The 18,092-nt window shown below is 63.6% G+C and carries 15 protein-coding genes, 1 tRNA gene and 1 pseudogene; 16 read left to right on the top strand and 1 reads right to left on the bottom strand.

Annotated features, from left to right (window positions below; translation table 11 throughout):
• Window positions 1-6: 6 nt before the first annotated feature.
• Window positions 7-576: a PPA1309 family protein gene (locus tag HD592_RS08575; protein ID WP_184453358.1), complete on the bottom strand. Its 570-nt coding sequence runs from the start codon at window positions 574-576 to the stop codon at window positions 7-9.
• 121 nt (window positions 577-697) lie between these two features.
• Here HD592_RS08575 and HD592_RS08570 point away from each other — a divergent pair, with 121 nt between their 5' ends.
• The 16 genes and pseudogenes from HD592_RS08570 (at window position 698) to HD592_RS08500 (ending at window position 17,843) form a co-directional block, all read left to right on the top strand.
• Window positions 698-3,742 carry a UPF0182 family membrane protein gene (locus HD592_RS08570; RefSeq protein ID WP_184454590.1) on the top strand — a complete coding sequence of 1,015 codons (3,045 nt, stop codon included), beginning with the start codon at window positions 698-700 and terminating at the stop codon, window positions 3,740-3,742.
• Window positions 3,743-3,898: 156 nt separating this feature from the next.
• Window positions 3,899-3,975, top strand: a tRNA-Met gene (locus HD592_RS08565).
• Between the two features lie 675 nt (window positions 3,976-4,650).
• Window positions 4,651-4,824 (top strand): annotated as a pseudogene (locus tag HD592_RS12665) (helix-turn-helix domain-containing protein); the annotation flags it as partial.
• Window positions 4,825-5,184: 360 nt separating this feature from the next.
• Window positions 5,185-5,664: a hypothetical protein gene (locus HD592_RS12210; RefSeq protein WP_246430008.1), complete on the top strand. Its 480-nt coding sequence runs from the start codon at window positions 5,185-5,187 to the stop codon at window positions 5,662-5,664.
• Window positions 5,665-5,741: 77 nt separating this feature from the next.
• Window positions 5,742-6,179, top strand: coding sequence for a single-stranded DNA-binding protein (locus tag HD592_RS08555; RefSeq protein WP_184453354.1), 438 nt, complete (start codon window positions 5,742-5,744; stop codon window positions 6,177-6,179).
• 203 nt (window positions 6,180-6,382) lie between these two features.
• On the top strand, window positions 6,383-7,303 hold the full coding sequence (locus HD592_RS08550; RefSeq protein ID WP_184453352.1) for a conjugal transfer protein: 921 nt from the start codon (window positions 6,383-6,385) through the stop codon (window positions 7,301-7,303).
• A gap of 16 nt (window positions 7,304-7,319) precedes the next feature.
• On the top strand, window positions 7,320-7,544 hold the full coding sequence (locus HD592_RS08545; protein WP_184453350.1) for a hypothetical protein: 225 nt from the start codon (window positions 7,320-7,322) through the stop codon (window positions 7,542-7,544).
• A gap of 5 nt (window positions 7,545-7,549) precedes the next feature.
• Window positions 7,550-8,095, top strand: a complete 546-nt coding sequence (locus HD592_RS08540) for a hypothetical protein (protein ID WP_184453343.1) — start codon at window positions 7,550-7,552, stop codon at window positions 8,093-8,095.
• A gap of 487 nt (window positions 8,096-8,582) precedes the next feature.
• Window positions 8,583-10,574 (top strand): ATP-binding protein, encoded by a 1,992-nt coding sequence (locus tag HD592_RS08535; RefSeq protein ID WP_184453341.1) that lies wholly within the window; start codon window positions 8,583-8,585, stop codon window positions 10,572-10,574.
• Complete coding sequence (locus HD592_RS08530) at window positions 10,564-10,989, top strand: hypothetical protein (RefSeq protein WP_184453339.1); 426 nt, start codon at window positions 10,564-10,566, stop codon at window positions 10,987-10,989. The genes HD592_RS08535 and HD592_RS08530 overlap by 11 nt, the downstream gene beginning before the upstream one ends.
• Complete coding sequence (locus tag HD592_RS08525) at window positions 10,959-12,863, top strand: hypothetical protein (protein ID WP_184453337.1); 1,905 nt, start codon at window positions 10,959-10,961, stop codon at window positions 12,861-12,863. Before HD592_RS08530 ends, HD592_RS08525 begins: the two co-directional genes overlap by 31 nt.
• 320 nt (window positions 12,864-13,183) lie before the next feature.
• Window positions 13,184-13,561: a hypothetical protein gene (locus HD592_RS08520; protein WP_184453335.1), complete on the top strand. Its 378-nt coding sequence runs from the start codon at window positions 13,184-13,186 to the stop codon at window positions 13,559-13,561.
• A gap of 13 nt (window positions 13,562-13,574) precedes the next feature.
• On the top strand, window positions 13,575-14,567 hold the full coding sequence (locus HD592_RS08515) for a C40 family peptidase (protein ID WP_221437861.1): 993 nt from the start codon (window positions 13,575-13,577) through the stop codon (window positions 14,565-14,567).
• Window positions 14,568-14,580: 13 nt separating this feature from the next.
• Window positions 14,581-14,811 carry a hypothetical protein gene (locus HD592_RS08510; protein ID WP_184453331.1) on the top strand — a complete coding sequence of 77 codons (231 nt, stop codon included), beginning with the start codon at window positions 14,581-14,583 and terminating at the stop codon, window positions 14,809-14,811.
• A gap of 291 nt (window positions 14,812-15,102) precedes the next feature.
• Window positions 15,103-15,807: a replication-relaxation family protein gene (locus HD592_RS08505; RefSeq protein WP_184453329.1), complete on the top strand. Its 705-nt coding sequence runs from the start codon at window positions 15,103-15,105 to the stop codon at window positions 15,805-15,807.
• On the top strand, window positions 15,807-17,843 hold the full coding sequence (locus HD592_RS08500; RefSeq protein WP_184453328.1) for a type IV secretory system conjugative DNA transfer family protein: 2,037 nt from the start codon (window positions 15,807-15,809) through the stop codon (window positions 17,841-17,843). The genes HD592_RS08505 and HD592_RS08500 overlap by 1 nt, the downstream gene beginning before the upstream one ends.
• The last annotated feature ends 249 nt before the right edge of the window (window positions 17,844-18,092 follow it).

Raw genomic sequence — 18,092 nt, 5'->3', positions numbered from 1 at the left:
GCCGGTTCAGTCCCGCTGCTCGGGCTCCAAGGAGACCAGGAGCGCCTCGACGAGGTTGGGGACCAGGCGCGATCCCTGCCCGACCTTGTCATCGGCATCGAACGCGCGCGTGCGCAGGGCGCACCAGGACTCGCCGGTGCGCAGCGCGCCGACGGCGAGGCGCACATCCGAGCGCTGCGGGTGGTTCGTGATGAAGGCGAGAGCCTCTTCGGGGTCCTCGGGAGCCTGAGCCTCGACCTCGGGCGGGACGATGACGCGCTCGACGGTGAGGGCCGCGCCCACGACCTGCTCGGGCCATCCGAGGTGGCCGAGCACCTCCTCGAGCTCGTCTTCGGCGAGGTCCTCCTGGACGATCGCGGACAGGTGATCGGCGGTGCCGTCCCATCCGGCGCGGATCTGCGCGGCGACGTCCTCGGGCAGTCCCGGCTGGTCGAGCAGTCCTGCGGTCGGCACGAGCGCGTACAGCGACGGGGCGTGGTCCCATCCGGCTCGGGCCGCTGTGCGCTCGATATCGACGACGACATTGGCGAGGGCGATCTGGCGCGATGTCGGCATCGCGGAGTTCTCGATGGTCATGGCCCCTATCGTCTCACGCGCAGTTCCGGGCGGCGGCCTCCAGCGGGCGATCCGGTCGCCGCCGGGTAGGATGGGGGCACTTCCGTCGATGTCAAGGAGTGAGGCTGTGAGCGCCTTCCCCATGTCAGGATCCTTTCCGCGACCGCCGAAGAAGGGAGGTGAAGAAGCCGACCGTCCTCGCATTGGACCGGGTTCGTTGACGATCCTCGTCCTCCTCGCGATCGTCGGCCTCATCTACGCCGCTTCGAGCGTGTGGACGGAGATCCTGTGGTTCAAGCAGATGAACTCGACGCGCGTGCTGCTCACCCAGTGGTTCGCATTCGCGGGCCTGTTCCTCGTGGGATTCCTCGTCATGGCCTCGGCGATCCTGCTCACCCTGAACTTCGTCTACCGGCACAGGGCCGCCTCGACGCGCGGTGAGGCCTCGGCGAATCTCCGCCAGTACCAGGAGTCCCTCGAGCCGCTCCGCCGGGTCGTCTTCTGGGGCCTCGCGCTGCTCCTGGGCGTGACCTCGGGTGCGAAGCTGGCGGGGGAGTGGCAGACCGTCCTCCAGTTCGTGAACCGCACGCCCTTCGGGACGACGGATCCGCAGTTCGGCCTTGACGTCTCCTTCTTCGTGTTCACGCTGCCCGCCCTCGACCTCCTCGTCTCCTTCCTCATGAAGACGACACTCTTCGCCCTCGCGGCGGCGATCGTCGTGTCCTACCTGTACGGGACGATCCGCCTGTTCCCCAGGCCGCACGCCTCCAGGCCCGCGCGCCACATCACCGGGATCCTCGCCGCGGTGGCCTCCCTGCTGTTCGGCGCTAATTACTGGCTGGGCCGCTACGGGCTGCTCACCAAGCGCGGCTCCAACGTGGACGGCGCCATGTACGCCGACATCAAGGCGACCCTGCCGGCGCATTCGATTCTCGCGGTGATCTCGGTGCTCGTCGCCGTCCTCTTCCTCATCGCGGCGTTCAAGGGGACCTGGCGCCTTCCGGTCATCGGCGTCTCCGTGACCGTCGTGTCGGCCCTGGTCGTCGGCGGGATGTATCCGGCGCTCATTCAGCAGTTCCGGGTCACCCCGAACGAGCGTGAACTGGAATCCCCCTACATTCAGCACAACATCGATGCGACCCTGAAGGCCTACGGGCTCGAGGGCCTCGAGTACACGAACTACGATGCGGCGACGACCGCGCAGCCGGGCCAGCTGCGAGAGGACTCGGAGTCGACCTCGCAGATCCGCCTGCTCGACCCGCAGGTCATCACGAAGACCGTCCAGCAGCTCCAGCAGTCGAGGCCCTATTACGGCTTCGACTCGGGCATGAAGGTCGACCGCTACACCGTGGGCGATGAGCGCCGCGACACCGTCATCGCCGTGCGCGAGATGAACCTCGCGGGCCTGTCGGCCGAGCAGCGCACCTGGGTGAACATGCACACCGTCTACACCCACGGCTTCGGCGTCGTCGCCGCTTACGGCAATACGCTCACCTCCGACGGCCTGCCCTCCTACTGGGAGCAGTCCGTGCCCTCCCGCGGTGAGATGGGCGACTATGAGGAGCGGGTCTACTTCTCGCCGAACGCCCCGCAGTACTCGATCGTGGGCGCCCCCGAGGGCGCGGACCCGCAGGAGCTCGATTACCCGGATGACAACGCCAAGGGCGGTCAGGTCGCCACTACCTTCACCGGCGATGGCGGTCCGAGCGTCGGCAATCTCTGGAACAAGCTCCTCTATTCGATCAAGTTCGCCTCGACGGACATCTTCTTCTCCTCGCAGACGAATTCGGCTTCGCAGATCCTGTACGTCCGCGACCCGCTGGCCCGTGTCGCGAAGGTCGCCCCCTTCCTCACGCTCGAGCAGGAGGCGTACCCGGCGGTCGTCGACGTTGACGGGGACCCCTCGACGCCCAAGCGCCTCGTGTGGGTGGTCGACGGCTACACGACGACGGACGACTACCCGTATTCGCAGCACGAATCGCTCGCGCAGACGACGATCGACTCGCAGTCGGACACCATGAGCCAGTACGTGCGCGCTGAGACGATCAACTACATGCGCAACTCCGTCAAGGCCATCGTGGACGCCTATGACGGTTCGGTCCGCCTGTTCCAGTGGGACCAGGAGGATCCGATCCTTCAGACCTGGATGAAGATCTACCCGGATCGCGTCGAGCCCCTGTCGCAGATCTCGGGCGACCTCATGAGCCACATGCGCTATCCGGAGGACATGTTCAAGGTTCAGCGCGAACTGCTCACGAGCTACCACGTGAAGAACGCCTCGGACTTCTACGCGGGCGGCGACCGCTGGCGCCTGGCCGAGGAGACCTCGACCGCCGTCTCGTCCTCGCCCGAGGGCGCGGTGGCGCCGTCGGCGACCCAGCCGCCCTACTACCTCACGATGCAGATGCCGGGACAGGAGACCGCCGAGTTCTCGCTCACCTCGGTCTTCGTCCCCGGCGGCGAGTCCAAGCGGGAGGCGATGGCGGGCTTCCTCGCGGTCGATTCCGAGACGGGCAATGAGCCGGGCAAGATCCGCGAGGGGTACGGCAAGCTGCGTCTGCTGGCCCTGCCCTCGTCGACGACGGTTCCCGGTCCGGGGCAGGTTCAGAACGCTTACGACTCGAACGAGACCATCGCCCGTCAGCTCAACCTGTTGAACCAGGCGGATTCGAAGGTCATTCGCGGCAATCTCCTCACGCTGCCCGTGGGAGGCGGTCTGCTTTACGTGCAGCCCGTGTACGTCCAGGGCACGGGTTCGGCCTCTTATCCGGTGCTGCGCTCGGTTCTGACGGCCTTCGGCAACCAGGTCGGTTTCGCGCCGACCCTGGCCGAATCCCTCGACCAGACCTTCGGCGGCGACTCCGCGGCGACGGTCGCGGGCGCCGATCAGGGCGGCGGGGCCGATCAGGGCGCCGAGGGCGAGGCACCCGTGACGCTGAGCGCGCAGCAGAAGCTCTCTCAGGCGCTGTCGGCCGCTTCGAAGGCCTTGCAGGACTCGCAGACCGCTTTGAGCGGGGGCGACTGGGCCGCTTACGGCAAGGCCCAGGATGCCCTCGATGCGGCGATCGCCGCGGCGGTCGAGGCTCAGAGCCAGATCGACGGGGCTGCCGGTGCCGGAGGTGCTGCTGGTGCGGACGAGGGCGGGGCCGGGTCCTCGACCGGTGCCGATTCGGCTCAATCGCAGTAGTGCGATAGCTTTTTCGGCGGTCGTGAAAGCCGGAGCCGCCGTGCGTGCACGGTGAGCTGCGCACTTGATCCGGGGCGGTGAGCTTCCTCTTGTTAGGAAGCTCACCGCTCTCGGTTTGAAGGTCCAGGCCGTGAGGGCTACTGTAGGTATCACCGACGCGGGGTGGAGCAGTTCGGTAGCTCGCCGGGCTCATAACCCGGAGGTCGCAGGTTCAAATCCTGTCCCCGCTACCACTCGTGAAGACCCGGTCCCGACAGGGGCCGGGTCTTTCGCACGTCCGGGAACGTAGGGAGCCGGGATCCAGGAAGTCCCTTCGCGTGTTGGATACAGATTCTCAACAGCGACGCCAAAGGTTGCGGCAGCGATCGCGAGGTCACCCGCTGTCCAGCGAACCTTTCCCCGTAGCCGATTGGATACGCTCTGGCCAGGAACGCCAAGCAGTTCCCCAAGCTGGGCTCGTGTGATCCCAAGAGTGAACAAGTGCTGCTGAACGGTCACCCCAATCGCAGCATCGAACCCATGAAGCGATTCTGAACCCGGATCCATCGAGCGGAACATCATGCAACTAGCGTAACGGATGAAACTCAACGTTACAAGTGTCGCTTGTAAATGCTTATGAAGTGTTGCATAGTGATGGTGTGAATGAAACGTCAGACTTCAAACACAACGTTGAGTTGCTGACTGCTCGGCAAGTCGTCGAGCAGTATCCCGAAGCGGGATTCTCGCAGAACGCTCTTTGGAGATGGGCGCGAGAGGGGCTCATGGAGTGTGTGAAGCTCCCGTCTGGTCGAGTCCGTTTTCGTCGTGCCGATATCGAAGCTTTGCTCGTTCCCACGACTGAGTCCTCTGACCGTCCTCTTCCTGGTCTTGGGCGTGTGAGGGGCTGATCGGTTGTGAGTATTCAGGCGATGACGTGGGCGTGGGGACTGACTGAGTTGGATCAGTCGGCGACCTTGGTCTTACTCGCTCTCGCTGATGCTGCCAACGATGAGGGCATTGCGTGGCCGTCGCAGGCGGAGATCGGGCGCAAGTCGAGGCTTCAAGAGCGGGCGGTCCGCCGTCAGCTCGTCGTGTTGAGGGATCTCGGTCTGATTTCGTGGGAGTCACGGGCGACTTCACGGGGCCGGAGATCGAATCTCTACCTGGTTCATGTTGGTGCCGAGCCTGAGCGTGTTTCTCCTGGTCAGAGCCAACCGGTCGCAAAGACCGGTTGGGGTGCCGCCCCCCAGGGGGAGCCTGTGGATAACTTGGAAATGCGCAGGCCAGAGCCAACCGGTCGCAAAGACCGGTTGGAGAGCCAACCGGTCGCAGACGACCGGTGCCAACCGGTCACGGGCGACCGGTGCCAACCGGTCACGGGCGACCGGTTGCATATAGAGGAACCTAACCCCCATAGAGAACCCCCAGACCTGACCTATCCCGACCTCGAAGGAGAGTCGGGCGTGGGCGCGAGGTCGGGTCCGGTCAGGAGTGCCGGCGACGCTGGGGGAGTGGCCGCCGAGGCGGCCGACTCCCTGGGGGAGGAGACGGCGAGGCTGATCGTGGAGTGCTTGCCCGAGACGATGCAGGCGTTGGACGCTGTTGGGGCCCGGCGCGTGGTGGATCTGCTCGTTGAGCGTGTTCAGGCGGGGTGGACTCCCCGTCAGATCCGGGCGGCGATGGATTCTCCGCTTCCGCCGACGGTCCACCGTTTGGCGGCCCTGGTCGCTAAGCGCCTGGAGGTCAACGTCGATCCGGCGTTGGCTCCGGAACGTCTGCGATCAGCGGCTGAAAGCGTTCAGCGGGCTCGCTTGCGCCCCGTGGATGAGCCCGAGGACCCCGTGTTCGCTGCGGCGTGCGCTGCTGTGCGCGCCGAACATCCGGACGCCTCGCATATCGAGGTCGTTCGTATCGCAGAGAGGCGGCTCACCTCTGGCGCATAGGTGCCTTCTGCCCACTGTTTCACATCCATCACTGAGCGAAACCGAATCCAACTATTTGGTTTCTGGAAGGAGTACCCATGCTGCACACGTTCATCGGGAATCTGACGGAGGACCCGACCTTCTCGAAGACGGATCGAGGTGTGACATCGGTGCGCCTGCGTCTGGCGGTCAACGAGGCGTATCGGGACAAGAAGGGGAACCTTCAAGAGAAAGCCCCGACGTTTTGGGATTGCTTCGGCTGGGGAAACCGGGCGGACAGGATCCGGGACGCGGCCTGGAAGAAAGGACAGGCTGTGATCGTCGTCGGCGAGTTCACCTCGTCGTCGTGGGTGAGCGATGACGGTGTCAAGCACAGTCGGACGACAGTAACAATCCTCAACGTCGGAGCAGATGCGACGCGCCAAAGGCGCACCGTCGAGGCGAAGGAACACGTAGAGGCCCCTGCCCCTGCGGCGCCGGCGGAGGAGCTTCCGGGCTTGGGGACCGTGGACGCTGATGCGGAGCTGGGGCTATGAGTCCTCGTCAGACGTTCGGAAATGGGGAGTTTCCTCCTCCGTACCCGCCAGTGCCGGCTCCTGTCTTGTCGCCCGATGGGAGCGTGGGGGAGCCTGTGGGCTCGAAGCGGTTTGTGTGGCCGTTCGGAAATGGGGAGTTTCCTCCTCCGTACCCGCCAGTGCCGGCTCCTGTCTTGTCGCCCGATGGGAGCGTGGGGGAGCCTGTGGGCTCGAAGCGGTTTGTGTGGCCGTTCGGAAAGAGTGCGAAGAAGGCGTCGGCGACCCTGGAGGCCGGTCAGGAGGGTGATGAGCAGGTTTGGGAACCTTTGGGGCCGTCGCGTGCTCAGCGCGCCTTCCGGGCGATCGTCGCCGTCGGGGTCGTGGGCTTGCTTGGTGTGAATCTCTGGTCGATCACACACCCTCGGGCCGTGGTTGCTGGCCCTCAGTCCTTCTCCATTCCTGAGACGGTAGGGGTGGATGTGGCCGGCGCAGCAGCGGTCGCCGAGGAGGCGACAGTCGCGTTCCTCACCCTCGATGATCCCAAGGCCCGCGAGGCGCGTCTTGAAACCGTGTGGGCAACGCCTGACAGCTTGTGGGATGGCAAGGGGAGCTTCACGATCGATGCGGCCAGGGTGCACGCCGTGAAGACGACGGTCAAGGATGCGAGCAACGTCGATGTCCTCGTTGCCGCCAGGGTCGACGCCGACGGCGTCGAGGGGCCGTGGGTGGGGGTGCTCGTCCCGGTGATGGTCTCGCCGGCCGGGGCTTCGGTTGCAGGGGCCCCCACGATCGTGGGCTTGCCTGAGCCTGTTGAGGTCTTGGCGCCGGCAATGCCCGATATGGACGCGGAGCTGACGGCTGCCACGAAGACTGATATCGATGCCTTCTTCAAGGCTTGGGCTGAAGGGGATGTCTCAGCCCTGACAGCTCCGGGCTCTGCGGTTGATGCACCTCCCGCAGGTCTGGGGAGCATCACGGTCGACTCATGGAAGGCCTTCGAAGGCTCAGGGCCGACACGGAGCGGCCACGCCCAGGTGACCTGGTCGATTGGCGGGGCGAAGCTCGCCGCGACCTACACCCTCACCCTCACCCAAGTCTCCGGCGGCGAAGCGAGCCGCTGGCAAGTCTCATCACTGTCCTACTAAGCAAGGAGAAACCATCATGTCCTACACCGGCCAGCCGATCGTCGACTGGGTCCTCACGATCGCAGGAAACATTCTCATCATCGTTCTCGTCTACAACGCGATTCAGTACTTCGCGCAAAAGGCGTGGGGTGCGATGGCAGGCCTGGTAGCGGCAGCTGTCGTCGTCGGCTCGTTCGTGTGGGCGAACGCCCAGACGATCACGTTCTTGAAATGGATCATCGGCCAGTTCTTCGGAGCCTGAACACAATGGATGGGCGCGTCTTTACCCGAAGTCTGGAGTTCCAGACGAAACAACACAGCATCCTCGGGCTCGACCTCGGCGACGGCGTCGACAGGGACCTGTTGTTCCTCGGATCCGTGGGTACCGCAGCCTGGTTTGGCGCTTTGACTCTTCTGTTCGGGCTTCCGACCCAGCAGACAATCATGGTCTACCTGACCTTGCCGATCGTGGTCTTCTACCTCGGGTTTCAGCCCGACTCGAACCGGGAGAGGCGCAAGAAACTGACGACCTGGATTCTGTGGGGACGCTATGCCCTCGTTGGGCATCGGCCGATCATCAATGGAGCGATCACGACGAGGCGGGGCGAATACCTCAGCCTTCAGCGCCGCTTCGATCTGTCGAAAGTGCGGGAGTGGTTCACCAAAGACGAGGTCGTCTGGGAACCGCGGAGTCACGAGACGATCAGCTTTCCAAAAGCAGCAGCCCTCGACTTCACCTTTGCTGCGACACTGATCGGCTTTGACGCGATGCAGCAGGTGCGAACCGCGAAGGAAAGGAGAAGGAGTGTTTGAGAAGATTCGTCGTATCGTCGGCGTGACCTCTGGAATGTCGAAGCCACTCCCCAGCTACCGCGTCATCGCAGACGGCCTGGTGGTTACCGATGAGCGAGCGACGGCATGGATGAGCCTGTCGACGAGCTCGAATGAAATGGCCGCAGAAACAGACCTGGACGCTGAGCTCCTGAAGGTCATTGCCTCTGCGAGGAGGACTCTTGCCAATCGGGACTGCCAGTTGAAGATCGTCTGGGGCAAGATCGAAGCGGGCGAATACTTCGAATCCGCCGGCGCCTTCACGATCCCCGAGGCGATGACGTGGGCACAAGCTCGTGCAGACTCAATCGACTCATGGGAACAGCCTGAACGACACGTCTTCCTTGGCATCGAGATTGAAGACCGTTCGGATGCGAGGATCATCAGGGCGATCAACAACGCCCTCGACTGGGGAAGGGGAGATCGCCATTCGATCCCCGTCAAGGAACTGCGCTTCCTCGACGAGAGGATGCGAGCCCTTGCCGGCAGCCTGGCCGGCGGCGTATGGAAAGCACGCCCGACCCCCGTCGAGACATTGTCCTGGCTGATTGCCCGGGATTCATTCCGCACTAGCGGATCGGCGCCGATGGAGGGCCTAATCCACGGGGCCAGCCTGGCACGGCTGACTCGGGGGCGTGCTGTGCCCCTGCGCGATCACATCCGCTTCTACGACGATGCTGGTCAGGAGGTCGCCTACACAGCGGTATTGGCGATCACACAGTTCCCTGAGGACATGGACACGGCTCCCGGCGGGAATGGCCAGTGGCTCTTGGCCCTGTCGCAGATCGTCAAGCCACCTCGGTACGAGAGCGCCTTTGAGGAGAGCGTGTGGCCGGAGGCGTCCGTGCGCTTCCGCTTCCGCAGCCAGGCCTCAGCCGTCAAGACTGTCGACAAGGTCCGTCAATCCGCGAAAGAACAACGTCTCGAAGCGAGCCGGAGCGCAACCGGTGAGCCCGATCAGACGATCTCTGACTCAGAAATCGAAATGATCGAGCTCAAACGAGACCTACAACGTGGCAAGGTCGGCCTCGTTGAGGCGTGGCCGATTCTCACGGTGAGTGAAGACAGCCTCGATGACCTGCATTCGAGTGTCGACGCTGTCATCGAGGCTTACGCCGAGAGGGGCATCACCGTCGAGGTTTGCTCGGACACGCAGGCCGAAGCCTGGGCATCCACGCTCGTCGGAGACGAGGTTCGTCTCGACGCGTACAACCACATCATGGACTCGGTGGCCTTCTTCGGGTCCGGATTTTGGGGCGGCTCCCTCGTCGGCGACGATGAGGGGCCGGTGATCGGCTACACCACCGGGTCAACGCCGGCGATCGTTCGCCACCACGCGACCGAGGCTGCCCTGAGGGGCGATACGACCACGGTGGCCGTGCTCGGGCGAAGCGGGCGAGGCAAGACAACCCTCGTTCAGCTCCTTTCCTTGGATGCTGGAGCCGAAGGTGCGTGGGTGCCTGTTCTTGATCTCAAGGGCGATCTGAACAACGCCTCCGGCGGGATTGTCACGGCCGCGAAGACTCATGGGATTCCCGCAGACAGGGTTGAGATGAGTGCCGAGCATGCGGGTGCGTGCGACCTCCTGGCGGTCATGGACCCCGAGGACGCCCTCATTCATGCTCACTCTCAGCTCATGCTCCTCATCTCCGACAGCCTGCGCGTGGCCGCGCATCCTGTCCTCATGGAACAGATCTCGACTCTCATCGAATCTGGCGAGCCGCGATCGTCAGCGCGGTTGATCGACCAGCTCGCCGCGAGCAGCGACGAGATCGCTCAACGGATTGCCCGTGAGCTTCGGACTTTCCAGGGGTCGGCCGTGGGCCGCATGATTGTCGGAGCGCCGACGGGCGTGACTCTGTCGGCGACTTCGGGGATCCACCTGCTCCAGTTCCCCAAGCTGGATCTTCCCGATGCGAAGACCGCGCCGGCGGATTGGACGGTTCCCGAACGTGTGAGCGCCGCCGTGATTCGCGGTGCCCTCGCGTGGATCACCAACGTATCCCGGCGTCCGGAGCTTCGGGGGATGCGCAAGCTCGTCGCGGTCCCAGAAGCTCATATGCTCACGGCCACCAGAGAAGGTGCCGCGTTCTTGAGTCTGACAGCGCGCCTGGCTCGGGCCCTGGGACTCACGCTCGTCATTGATTCGCAGGATCCGGCGTCGATCTCCGCTCATGACGGGATCATGGAGCAGATCTCCACGGCTTATGCCTTCAGCCAGTCAACGGCCACGCAGCAGGATGCGGTCGCGAAGATCCTCGGGGTCGAGCCGAGTGAACGGATGCGGCAAGAGATCGAACAGGTCTCCGTCGACCCGTTAAGCGGGGACGTGTGGCATGGACACTGTCTCATGAGACATCGAGGCCGGCTGGCGGCCATCCAGGTCGCCGTCCCGAACGATCAGGTCCTTGCCGCCCTCGACACCTCGCCGACGAGTGAAAGGAACAACCATGTCGCGTAAGTTCTCTGCACTGTTTGCCGCCGCCGGATTAGCGATCGCTGCCTGCCTGGCCGGGTGTGCTCACGAGCCCACCGCCGCCGACAAAACCCCCGAAGGGGTCGAGGTCGCGGTTCGAGAGACCTATGACATGGTCCGCAACGGGCCGGTCTTGAAAGAAACCTGGGAAAAGTACTGCGCTGACTACATCACCGAGGCTTCGCGTTCCTTGGTGACGATCTGCGAGCATCCCTATGACGATTCAGGGGCCGCGCGCGACGAGATCATCCGCATCTCCAACATTCAGATCGTCGACGACCATGCAAGCGTGGACGTCGACGTTCAGCAGCACCTCTACCCGGGCCATTTCCAAACCTGGCATGAGGAGTTCGAATGGGAGGAGGGACGATGGAAGCGCGTCGCGACCGGCCAATACTGACGAACAGGCTGTTCCTCGGGCTCCTCGTTGCTTTCGTGGGCGTCTTCCTCGCGGCTTCTCCCGCCGTGGCTGATGACACCGAGGACGATGCCTACACGCCCTCGGGCATGGGTTCCCTGTTCTCAACTCCGGACTTGAAGCAAGGACAGGCTCCGACTCTGTATGAGCAATACCCCGAGTCCGTGTACACCTTTGATTTCGTTGACGGCGGTCTGCTCGACTTCGGGATCGTCGACTACAACCTCAACACCTTCGCCAACACGATCTTCACTTCGACGAGGACGCTTGCCAACGCGGCGATCACGCTGACCTGGCAGATTCAATCCTTCGATGGATTCGCAGAATTCAGCCCGGCCTTGTCGAGCAGCGTGGGCGCCGCCGGAACTGCGTTCGCCGGCTGGCTCTTACCGTCGGCCCTCGCCGTCGGCGCACTCACCATCCTCATCAAGATGCGAGGAAACACTGGCGAGGCGATCAACCAAGCATTCCTCGTTGGCTTGTCAGGCGTCGTCGCACTGTCCCTGGCCGCCCATCCTGACGCGTGGTTGGGAGCGATGCGAACCGTCCACCAGGCCGGCGTTGCAAGCGCCAGTCAGGCCGTCGCTTTGGCGCCCGCTACGACCACGAACCCCTTCGAGGGGCCCACCCCGACCTTCACAGACGATGCGCAAACGACGGGCATGCGCGTCATGGGAGATTCCATCTGGCGCACCTTCGTCGTGACACCCTGGTGCCTGGCCGAGTTCGGCACTCAATCCGCCTGCCAGCAGTGGGGATCCGAACTGTTGGCCAGGACCGAAGCCGAACGCGGAACCTACATCACCCAGACGATCAGGAACTCCATCGGAGGTGACAAATCATCCGCCTACACGATCGTCTCCGGACACAACGGCGCCTATAGGCTCGGGGTGGCCACCATGTCGCTCCTCATGGCAACCGTGTTCTGCCTAGTCATCATCGCCCTCGACCTGATCGTCGTCGCCAACATCATCTCAGCCCTCATCATGTTGATCCTCGGCGGCTTCTTCTCAGCCATGTGGGCGATCCCTGGGGCACCTCGGGGATGGGCGAATCGATGGTTCTCCCTCCTCGTCGGATTCGTCGCAATGGCATTCCTCAGCCTCCTCATTTTGGCCGCAGCACTGGCGGTCACAAATGTCGCGATCTTGTTGAGTACACGCTTGGGCTGGATGTCGGCGGTCCTCATCGCCCTCGTCGCCATCATCGCTGCCTTCGCAGCGATCGGACACATCCGCGCGATCTTCGGTGCCTCCTCCACCGGCGTGGGGCGCACGATCGGCGGCGCGGTCGGCCTCGCCATGATGACAAAGAGCTTCATCAGCGGATTCGGACGGAGCGGACGTCGCAGAGCCTCCCGGCGCCGCGATGACCGGAATACATCGAATGGTCAGGACACGCCTGGTGGCTCTGAAACCGATGGACGCCCGTCACCCAATGGGCCCTCTGGAGACCATCGGCCCCAGCGGACTTCGACGGTGTCTAACCGACGTCGGCCAGGTCCTCAACGCGTCACTGCTGTCTATGGGCGCCAGTCTCCGGGCACTACTGGTCATCCCGGGTATGTCAGTGAGGAGCGCTCATCCTACGCAGGATCACCTCGTTCCGCTTCCCCGAGGCGCCATAGTCGGGTACGCGCACACTCGCCTGAAGCTCCCCTCGTCGTTGAGCGCACGACACAGGAGAGGCGTGGGCCTCGTCACGCGGCGGTTGAAGAGACTCCCGCGATTAGGAGGGGTCGACGTGCCCCTGTTAGGCCTTCGGCCCAAGCGTCGAGACATCGGTCCAACGGTAGGCGATCCTTGGGCTCTGCTCACCTGCGTGCTAACCCGCCCAGGCGGAGGAGACCGATGTGAGCGACAAATGGGAAGGCCTCCTCAGCGGCCCCCTGCCGGCCCCGGTCGTCAAGAGACCCGCACAGCCCGACAGGATCGTCCCGTGGACACGGATTCTCGGACTCATCCTCGTTCTTGTCCTGATCGGGGTGGGAGTGTGGCGAGCAACGAGCAGAAGTGCTAATCAATCCCCGGCTCCCGTCACGGCGCCGGTTGACGCTGAGTCTTCAGGCTCGCAATCGACCCCGACTCCTGCTCCTTCGCTTGCTCCCTATTCCGTGGACACTTCTGGAGGCGAGAAAGAGGAAGAGCCTCCGGTTGGGGCCGAGTCGACGCCCGCTGTGGACGGCCTCTTCGACGGAGCCCATCGGGTCGTTGACGACTACGCTCACGTCTTCTACGACCGTGCCGACGGTGAGGAGTGGACGCAGGTCGTCCAGAAGATCCAGGGGCTGGCAACGACCGCGTGGGCGGTTGAACTAACGAATAGTCCCGAGCTCCAGGACACGATGCTCGCCCCCATGATGCGGGTGGTCGACGTCGCCGTCACGGTTGAGGATGCGAACCCGCAGACCCCTACCCAATGGGCGGGGACGCTCGCCCTCGTCTTCGAAGACGAGGAGGGGAACCGCGTCGAGCGCAGTGTGAATGCGGGCGTCGAAGTCGTCCCAGGCGTTGGATGGCGGATCACCCGATGGGAGGAAGTCGGCAATGAGTAGTCCCCTAGGAGCAATGGGGCGAACGGCCTGGAGGATCATCACCGTCAAAGCCGCGATCGCCAGCGCCGGAGTCCTCGCACTCGTCGGTGCGATCACGGTGATCCCCTTCCTCGCCTTCGCCGGCAAAACAGCCAGCGCAGCAAACGCTGCTGGCATCTCCGAGGAAGTGCCGGCCGAATACCGGGCCGACGTGCTGAGGGCCGGCAGCCTGTGTCCGACCATCACACCCGCTGTGATCGCAGCTCAAATCGAGGTCGAGTCCGGATGGCGAACTGATGCCGTCTCCCACGCCGGCGCCCAAGGGCTCGCCCAATTCATGCCCACCACGTGGGCCCAGTACGGCACTGACGGGGACGGTGACGGAAAAGCCGACATTACCAATCCTCACGATTCGATCCTTTCCCAAGGCACATACATGTGTGCACTCCTCGGGATGGTGACCTCTCACCTTGAATCAGGTCGCCTCCAAGGGAACCCGCTTCAACTCTCTTTGGCTGCATATAACGCGGGGCTTGGAGCAGTCCTCGCAGCCGGAGGAATCCCAGACAACGGCGAAACAAACACCTACGTTCCGAACATTCTGTCTGCGATGTCCCGCTACCAAGGGACAACCCTCATCTCCTCGCCAACTGGAGAGGCAAAAGAAGCATTGAATTGGGCAATCGGAATCGCCAATGACGACTCCCACCGCTACGTTTTTGGTGCAGCAGGACCCGCTCACTACGACTGCTCCGGCCTGACCCTTACCTACGCAAAAATGCGTGGGATAGACCTTCCCAGAACCGCCGATCAACAAGCCCGAACTGGACGACACATTACAGAAGCGGAAGCGCAGCCTGGAGACCTCATTTTCTGGAGCTCAAACGGCGGAGTCCACTTCTATCACACGGCAATATATCTCGGAAACGGGCAAATGGTCTCCGCAGATAACGAAGCGCAAGGAATCAATGTCGAACCGATCTGGGGACGCGACCAATACATGACGTTCAGAACCCACTGGCACTAGAAAGGACCAGCTCGTGCAGTACTCACGCAAACGCTACCTCGACTCCAAAGGAATCGTCACACGTCCTGTCTACTCCCAACTGGAAATCCCCGTATGGGAACTCCTCCATGAAATGAAATACAAGTACGGCCGCACCTACTCCGAACTCATCAGCGGCGCCATCGTCGCCACTTACGCGGCCGAATCGGAAATCTATCCGACGCATCCGGATGCACAGTCAGGTCAAGGGGAAGCAGGCGACTGAGCGGCCCGGCTGCGCACCACACCACACTACATAACCCAATACATAGAGGACTACATACCCACATGTATCACCATCCCGCACAGTTCCAAGGGAAACGGCCCGCCCACCACCGAGACCCCCCTCCTTCAACGACTGCGCGCAGAACGAGGGGGGTCTCGGTGGTGGGCGGGCCTAAGAGTGGGTGCGGGATGGTGAAGAGAAAAAGTCAGGTTGGGTGATGTGTGGTGTGGTGCTGAAACGGTGCTGAAGGTAACTGTTGGGTGCTAATCGAGTGTGATGAAGGAGAGTGAGATGGCGGGGCTGAACGATTCGGATCTGAGGATATTGCGTTTTCTTGGAAAGTTTCGGTTTGCTCCAACTCGCGTGATTGAGGCTGAGTGCTTTCCGACTCAGAGTGAAAAAACTGCGCAAGCGTGGACATCGCGATGCTTGAAAAAGCTCCGAGATAATGGTCTCGTTGAGCGCGTGCAAGCGTTCGGTGGCGTGTGGGCGCATTTCCTCACGGAAAGTGGATCATCGCTCATTGGCGCTGAAGGCAGTGGAGGTGGCGTCAAGCTCGCTGAGTATCATCACGATCTTGCAGTCCTGGAACTGTGGCGTGTTCTGTCAAAGCGCGGTGATATTGCTTCCCTCGTGACTGAGCGGGACGCCCGAGTGGTTGAAGCTGAGCCGACCAAGAATCCCTATGCAATTCCTATCACGCGCCTTTCAGGAAAGCAGGGAATTGCGTGGCCCGATCTTGTCTCTGGCTCTCAAGGGCAGTTCACTGGATGGGAGGTTGAGTATTCGTCGAAGAACAGGATGCGGCTAGTGCATCTCATGCTCGGATACGGGTACTCGCCGAACTATCGGATCGGCGTGTATTTCACGACGCCAAGCTCGAGCACGGTCGTCACGGAGTGCGCGAGCGAGGCGAATCGCATTCTGGAGTCCCGAGGGCTTGGCCGGCCGATCGCGGTTCGCCGGCTCTGTGATGTTGTGGAAGGAGTCGAGTGATGAGCGCGGCAAGTCCGAAGCTGCGAATGAAGGGCGACCAGGCGCCACCCACCCAGGGGCAGCAGGTCTGGCGCATGCTGGCCCTCATGTTGGCGATCACGCACCTCATCGCTGCCAGCGTCGCCCTGGTCGTCGTCGTGGGGGTCCGCTGGCTTGGCCGTGGACGCGTTAGGGGATGGATGGTCCTCGTCTGCGGGCTCGCCACCACTGTGGTCGGGCTCCTCATGGGCAGTGGACGCGCCTACGTCGGCGCGTGGCGCCAGGTCGGCGCCGCGCTCGTCGACGGGGTACGCTCCCACGCGTCCCCACTGGAGATCTTGCGGCCGCACCTGATGGACTGGGCACTCGCGCAAGCCCCCTTCTCCGTGGGCGTTGCTCTGATCATCGCGGGCGCCTACCTCATGGTCCGTGACCGCTACACCGCCCACTGGAGGAGACGAGAATCCACGCCGGCAACCGAGGCGGGCGCCCGCGCCATCGCGACGGCCAAGACGAAGCAGATGCGCGCGATCTCCACGCAGACCCCGGTTGCCAGGGTGGGCGACCTGGAGATCCCGATCGGCATCGACGCACACTCCGCTTCCCCCGTCTCCATTCGAGCCGACGAGCTGCGCACCCACGGCATCGTCATTGGGCCTACCGGAGTAGGAAAGACCCAAGCGCTCGAGCGCATCGCCTACGGATTCACCGCAGCCCCAGCCGCCCGTCGTCTGCGCCTGCCCCTCGTCGTCATCGACATGAAGGCCGACCCCGGACTTCGCACCTACCTCCAAGCGATCGCGAAAGAAAGCGGCCGACGGTGCCATGTCATCACGACGAAGGCATCGACCTCGACGAGCCGGTATAATCCGGCCGGCCGACTGGACGGCGATGAACTCGCCGATGCCGTCTACGAAGTCACCTTCGCAGACGACGATTCAGCGAACCTGCACTATGCGACGCTTTCCAGGCGTCTCCTGCAGGTCGCAGCACACGCCCTGACCGACCTGGCCGCGACCCGCGCCCGCAAGAGCGGCGCTGGCCGCGCGTGGGAGGTCAGCCTGCCGGATCTCGTCGACCTCATGTCGCTTGACGACTTGCGTGCGAACAGCCCCCAGCTCTCCGCCGAGAATGCGGCACGCGTTTCCCGCTACCTCGCAGACGTTGAAGCCAACGGAAACGAGAAGGACGTGGGAGACGTGCGCGACCGCCTGGCGATCATTACCGACACCGCAGCAGGACGCGTCCTCGCCGCCGGCGGCATGACCCTCGACGACGCCATCCGTAGCGGTGACATCGTGTGCTTCAGCCTCGACGCCGCAGGCTCGCCTGAGACCGCTCGCACCATCGGGCGCCTCGCCATCCAAGACCTGATCGCGACCTTCGCGCGACTCGCCGCCACCGGATGGGGCGCTGATCGGATGTGCCCGATCCTCCTCGACGAGTTCGGTGCACTGGGCACACCCAGAGTCGCTGACCTCTATGCTCGGGTCCGCTCCGCTGGAGGCGCCGTCATTCTCGTCACCCAAGACCTCGATGGTGACCTGGAGGCAGTCTCCCCACAGTTCGCGGCCGCCGTGCGCACCAACGCGAATGTCTGGCTCATCCTGCGTCAGACGCGAGGGGAAGTCGCCGAAGGGATCGCTTCCGACATTGGGTCGCGGGCAGCGTGGAAAGAGACCGTTCAGGTCCAAGACGATTGGGACCTGCTCGGGGGAGTGCACGCCGCCAGCGGTGTCGGATCCCTCCGAGAAGTCGAGGAGTTCATCCTCCACCCTAACCAGATCAAGAGCCTGCCCCAGGGGGGCGCGTACCTGCTCGTCAAGGTGCCCGCAGGCACCCTCAACGAGGGGCGCGCCGACACCCGGATCCAGCGGATTCACATCACCGCGCCGGCGCCGACGACTACGCTGCCGGCGCCGCAACGCACCCAGGTACAACAACCGGCTGTGCGCGAGCGGCCTCAGACGCATGCAACAACGAACTTCAACGAGCGCCAGGTGCATGACGTCGACGCGCCGGCGGCGTGGCCGGCGCCCCCGCCCGATCTCGACTAACCCCCCGCTCCGTTGTGGGTTGGGTGGTGTCGTCCCCAATGTGCACAGCCTGCGAGCTCGTGGGCGGCTCTACGGCTGCACACAGTGGGGACGACACCTGGAGGATGGGGGCCGGTCGTCGTCTCGCCCACCCCGCGCCTGGTGACGGCCGCGCCGCCCCGAAGGGGGGCAGGCGGCGTCGGCGTCACCGACGGCGCGCGTGGACGATCCGCCAGGAGATGGTGGCGTTGGAGTGTGAGGGGGCGGGAA

The sequence above is a fragment of the Schaalia hyovaginalis genome, from assembly GCF_014208035.1.
GTDB lineage: Bacteria > Actinomycetota > Actinomycetes > Actinomycetales > Actinomycetaceae > Pauljensenia > Pauljensenia hyovaginalis.
This window is presented reverse-complemented; position numbering and strand designations above follow the sequence as displayed.